5 protein-coding genes and 1 tRNA gene are annotated in these 4,668 nt (G+C 62.8%); 2 read left to right on the top strand and 4 right to left on the bottom strand.

Translation table 11 applies throughout. The features are described 5' to 3' along the window. From rplK to secE, 3 genes are all read right to left on the bottom strand, one after another. On the bottom strand, positions 1–390 hold a 390-nt coding region (gene rplK, locus Q7T45_RS01030), incomplete at its 3' end, for a 50S ribosomal protein L11 (protein WP_304866277.1). A gap of 135 nt (positions 391–525) precedes the next feature. Continuing rightward, on the bottom strand, positions 526–1,056 hold the full coding sequence (gene nusG / locus Q7T45_RS01025; RefSeq protein ID WP_291860669.1) for a transcription termination/antitermination protein NusG: 531 nt from the start codon (positions 1,054–1,056) through the stop codon (positions 526–528). 23 nt (positions 1,057–1,079) lie between these two features. Continuing rightward, on the bottom strand, positions 1,080–1,271 hold the full coding sequence (gene secE, locus Q7T45_RS01020; protein WP_304744893.1) for a preprotein translocase subunit SecE: 192 nt from the start codon (positions 1,269–1,271) through the stop codon (positions 1,080–1,082). A 392-nt stretch (positions 1,272–1,663) separates the two neighbouring features. On the opposite strand from secE, the gene Q7T45_RS01015 reads away from it, so the two are divergent. Then, positions 1,664–2,878, top strand: a complete 1,215-nt coding sequence (locus Q7T45_RS01015; protein ID WP_304866270.1) for an OpgC domain-containing protein — start codon at positions 1,664–1,666, stop codon at positions 2,876–2,878. 118 nt (positions 2,879–2,996) lie between these two features. Here Q7T45_RS01015 and Q7T45_RS01010 read toward each other — a convergent pair. Further along, positions 2,997–3,072, bottom strand: a tRNA-Trp gene (locus Q7T45_RS01010). Positions 3,073–3,565: 493 nt separating this feature from the next. On the opposite strand from Q7T45_RS01010, the gene Q7T45_RS01005 reads away from it, so the two are divergent. Next, on the top strand, positions 3,566–4,668 hold a 1,103-nt coding region (locus Q7T45_RS01005), incomplete at its 3' end, for a serine hydrolase (protein ID WP_304866267.1).

The following is a 4,668-nucleotide window of genomic DNA, read 5'->3' as shown; positions in this document are numbered from 1 at the left end:
CTCGACCATCTTCATGGCCGACTCGATGGAGTCACAATTGAGATCCTTCATCTTCTTCTCGGCGATCTCGCGCACCTGCGCTTTGGTCACCGCGCCGGCCTTGTCGCGGCCCGGGGCTTTCGACCCGGACTGGATTTTGGCCGCCTGCTTCAGAAAATGGGACATCGGCGGGGTCTTCATCTCGAAGGTGAACGAACGATCGGCATAGATCGTGATCACCACCGGAATCGGGGTGCCCTTTTCGTCCTTCTGCGTCTGCGCGTTGAACGCCTTGCAGAATTCCATGATGTTGAGGCCGCGCTGACCAAGCGCGGGTCCGATCGGGGGCGAAGGATTCGCCGACCCGGCCGGCACCTGCAATTTCAGGTATCCGGTCACTTTCTTCGCCATTTAGCACTCCTCATGTTGTTTCCGGACAACCCGGAAGCTTCACAGGACCGTGGTGCGGTTCGACGGATGACTGGCGATCATCCCTCTCCTCCCACGGCTTGTCCCTCGCCCCGCCACAGCGGGAGAGGTAAACGATCAGACCTTCTCGACCTGACCGAATTCCAGTTCGACCGGCGTGGCGCGGCCGAAGATCGACACCGCGACCTTCACGCGCGAACGCGCCTCGTCGATTTCCTCGACCACACCGGAGAACGACGCGAACGGGCCGTCGGCCACGCGCACATTCTCGCCGATCTCGAACGAGACCGACGCCTTCGGGCGTTCGACGCCTTCCTGCACCTGGTGCAGGATCCGCATGGCTTCGGCTTCCGAGATCGGCATCGGCTTGTTTTCCGCGCCGAGGAAGCCCGTTACCTTCGGGGTATTCTTGATCAGATGGAAGGCTTCGTCGGTGAGCTTCATCTTCACCAGCACGTAGCCGGGGAAGAACTTGCGCTCGGCGTCGATCTTGCGGCCGCGGCGCACTTCGGTGACCTTTTCGGTCGGCACCAGCACCTGCTCGAACAGCTCTTCAAGCCCGCGCTGCTTCGACTGCTCGCGGATCGACTCCGCGACCTTCTTTTCGAAGTTCGAATAGGCGTGAACGATATACCAGCGCTTGTCCATCGTCTGTGTTCCGGCGCTTGCCATCAGCGGATACCGAGCAAGAAGGTGACGAGATAGCGGATGATCTGATCCGCGGCGAAAAAGAAGATCGAGGCCAATGCCACCATCACGAACACCATGATGGTGGTGATCGTCACCTCGCGGCGGGTCGGCCAGGTGACCTTGGCGGTCTCCGAGCGCACTTCCTGCAGGAATTTGAACGGGCTGAAAGCCATCGTTTGTGTAATCCGCGCCCCTCAGGACGATCTGGGTTTTAAGGAATCCGAACAGCCCTCTGGCGCCCAGCCCTCTCTTGAAGGATGAGCCGGCCAGCGGGCTCGATTGTTCGGGGATTTCAAAGCCGCGCCGGATATCCGTCAAAACGGGCCGGCAGCAGGTGCGGCTGTGTACTGCGGACGGCCCAAAAGGTCAAGGTGCCCCGGGGGAACCGGCTGTCCGCGCGCCGGATCCCAAAGCCGCCTGCCTTGACTTGCCTTGACTTGGCTCAACAGGACCGCCCACGCTGTCCCTAGCATTGATTGGGCTCTTGGCGAGGGGTGACGCGGGCCGTCAGCCAGGTGCAATGCAACCTCATTGCCCCGGATCGTCACTTGTGAGCTGAGCAAAGATGAGCGTCGAGCTTGCACTTCCACCCTCCCGGCGGGATCTGCGTCTCGATCTGTTTCGTGGCCTTGCCAACTGGGCCATGTTCCTGGGGCATGTTTCCAGCACCGTTCTGGCCTGGTTCTCGTTCCGAAACTACGGTTTCAGCGATGGCGCCGACCTGTTCGTGTTCATTTCCGGCTACACGTCGGCTCTCGTGTACGCGAGAAAGATGCTCGAGGGCGGCTTCGTTTTCGGAGCCACGAGGCTGGTCAGGCGGGTCTGGCAGATCTATGTCGCTCACGTCCTGCTGTTCGTGTTCTATCTGGCTTCCGTGCTTTTCCTGTCAGACAGGTTCGACGCTTCCGACTTCATCCATCGATTCAATGTCGCACCCCTGCTGGTCGCTCCGGTCGACACGCTGACGCAGGGCCTGCTGCTGAAATACAAGCCGCTGAATCTGGACGTGCTGCCGCTTTACGTCGTCCTGATGGGCGCCTTCCCGCCGGTTCTCTGGCTGATGCTCCGGCACCGTAACTGGGTCATGCTGGGGTCGGTGCTGCTCTATTTCGCCGCCCGGCACTTCGGCTGGAACCTGCCCTCGTATCCGGCCGGTGTCTGGTATTTCAATCCGTTCGCGTGGCAACTGCTTTTCGTGTTGGGCGCGTGGCTGGCGTTGGGCGGCGCCGATACCCTGCATTTCCTGGTCCGCTCCCGGATCGTTCTGTTCTTTGCCGTGATTTACCTGCTGTTTGCGGCCGCCATGACATTGGCGGCGCACCTGCCCGAGCCACAGGCCATCTTTCCGCGCGTTCTGTTCGAGGCTTTCAATCCGAACGACAAGACCAATCTGGCGCCCTATCGCTTCCTGCATCTGGCGATTCTGGTCATCGTGGTGGTGCGGTTGATACCGATCGATGCGCCGGGACTGCAAGCCGCGATCTGGCGGCCGCTGGTCAAATGCGGCCAGCAATCCCTCGAGGTGTTCTGCGTCGGAATCTACCTCTCGTTCCTTGCATCCTTTGTCTTGCAGACGACTGCCGACGGGCCCCTCGCGCAGTTGCTGCTCGGAACCGGCGGCATCGCGATCATGACAGCGGTCGCCTATTACAGGTCGTGGTCGAAGCGGGTCGAGAGACCGGCCCATGCCCACATCAACCATCCAGTTGCGGACGAAACCCGCGCGCCCCTCACCGAACCGAAGCAGCAACACGACAGGGCGATCGCGGGCACGCTCTGATTCCATCGAGATGGGATTCGCGTCAGCGACGACGCGCCCGCGGCGGACCACGTTTCCGGCTGCGCTTGAAGCGCTTGACCGGGTGTCGCGGAAAATCAGCTTAAGTAGTTGATAATGCTGGCAGGGGCGGCAGGGCTCGAACCTGCGACAACCGGTTTTGGAGACCGGTACTCTACCAACTGAGCTACACCCCTACAGAACCTTGCGTCGCCGCCGATCCGCGCCGTTTCAAGCATAGGAAACGCCCCGATTGCAAGGGCGAAGCGGCGGAACCACCCTCCGCCCGGCGGCCAGGCCTGGCTCTGCGCCTTGTCGGAAGGCCGTCGCGACGGCCGCGCGCATTCGCGATTTTCGCCGGCTCCCGGGGCATTTTCAAACACGCAACGGTTCGGCGGGTTGCCACACACCTTGTCGAGTTCCTTGAAGCCGACGCAATGCCCATCCGGAGCCCGGTATCCGGGGCCGCCCTTGCAACCACAGCCGCGGCAGGCGGGGCGTTCGGGACAGGCAGAGTGACCGGCTGCCATCGGCCACGCCGCCGAGACGGCGACGATAGCGAGAACCCGAAGCAGCGTTCGCATCATTGTCTTGCGGTAACGCCCTGTTCAAGCCGCGCATTCTGCGCCAGACTTCGGTCAGCCTAGGCAACGCCACCGCAAGCAACAAGAGCAACAAACGGGAGAGACCATGAACGCGCAAACTGCCGTAAAGCCGACCGCCATTCCGCAGACCCCCTCCCTCCCCCAGGCCAAACCGGAAGCGCTGGGTCTCTCCCCGGCCCGGCTGCAGCGGATGTCGGACGCCTTCAAGCGCGAGATCGACAAGGGCACCCTGCCCGGTGCAACCGTGCTGGTGGCGCGGCGCGGCCAGATCGGCTGGTTCGAGGCGCTCGGCAAACAGAGCCCGACGGCGAGCGCGCCGATGGCGCACGACTCGATCTTCCGGATCTTCTCCATGACCAAGCCGATCGTTTCGGTCGGCATCATGATGCTGGTCGAGGACGGCCATTTCCTGCTCGGCGATCCCGTCGCGAAATTCATTCCGGAATTTGCCGACCAGAAGGTCGGCGTCGAGAACAACGGCAAGCTCGACCTCGTCCCCCTCAAGCGGCAGATGACGATACAGGATCTGCTGCGCCACACCTCGGGCATCACCTACGACCACACCGGCAACGGCCTGGTGCAGCAGATGTACCAGCAGTCGCGGCTGCGCAGCCGCAAGATCAGCAACGCCGAGCACGCCACGCTGGTCGCCGGCATGCCGCTGATGTGCCAGCCAGGTGCCGAGTGGAACTACAGCCGCTCCACCGACATTCTCGGCCGCGTCATCGAGGTGGTCTCCGGCAAGAGCCTGGGCGCCTTCCTGACCGAGCGTATCCTGGCGCCGCTGCAGATGGCCGAGACCGCGTTTCACACCGGCGAGGAGAACGCCGGCCGGCTCGCCGAGCCGTTTGCGAACGATCCCTGGACCGGCGACAAGGTGCAGTTCTTCAACATGCTGGAGAAGCCGGTGATGGAATCCGGCGGCGGCGGCCTGCTGTCGACCACGATGGATTATGCGCGGTTCAGCCAGATGCTGCTCGGCGGCGGCACGCTCGACGGCACCAGGATCATCGGCCGCAAGACGCTGGAGCTGATGGCGTCGGATCATCTCGGCGCCGACGTCAAGGTCGACTCGCCGCTGATGCCGGCCGGCCACGGATTCGGGCTCGGCTTTGCGGTGCGTAACGCGAGCGGCATGGCGCCGTTCCCAGGCTCGGCCGGTCAGTTCTTCTGGAGCGGCATGGCCGG

Origin of the sequence: Bradyrhizobium sp. (assembly GCF_030646015.1) — a bacterium.
Lineage (GTDB): Bacteria > Pseudomonadota > Alphaproteobacteria > Rhizobiales > Xanthobacteraceae > Bradyrhizobium.
The sequence above is the reverse complement of the archived record's forward strand: the minus strand, read 5'-3'. Positions and strand labels throughout refer to the sequence as shown.

Coding starts and splice junctions, on each gene's coding strand:
- nusG (WP_291860669.1), bottom strand. CDS start 1,056: ATGGACAAGCGCTGGTATATCGTTCACGCCTATTCGAACTTCGAAAAG.
- secE (WP_304744893.1), bottom strand. CDS start 1,271: ATGGCTTTCAGCCCGTTCAAATTCCTGCAGGAAGTGCGCTCGGAGACC.
- Q7T45_RS01015 (WP_304866270.1), top strand. CDS start 1,664: ATGAGCGTCGAGCTTGCACTTCCACCCTCCCGGCGGGATCTGCGTCTC.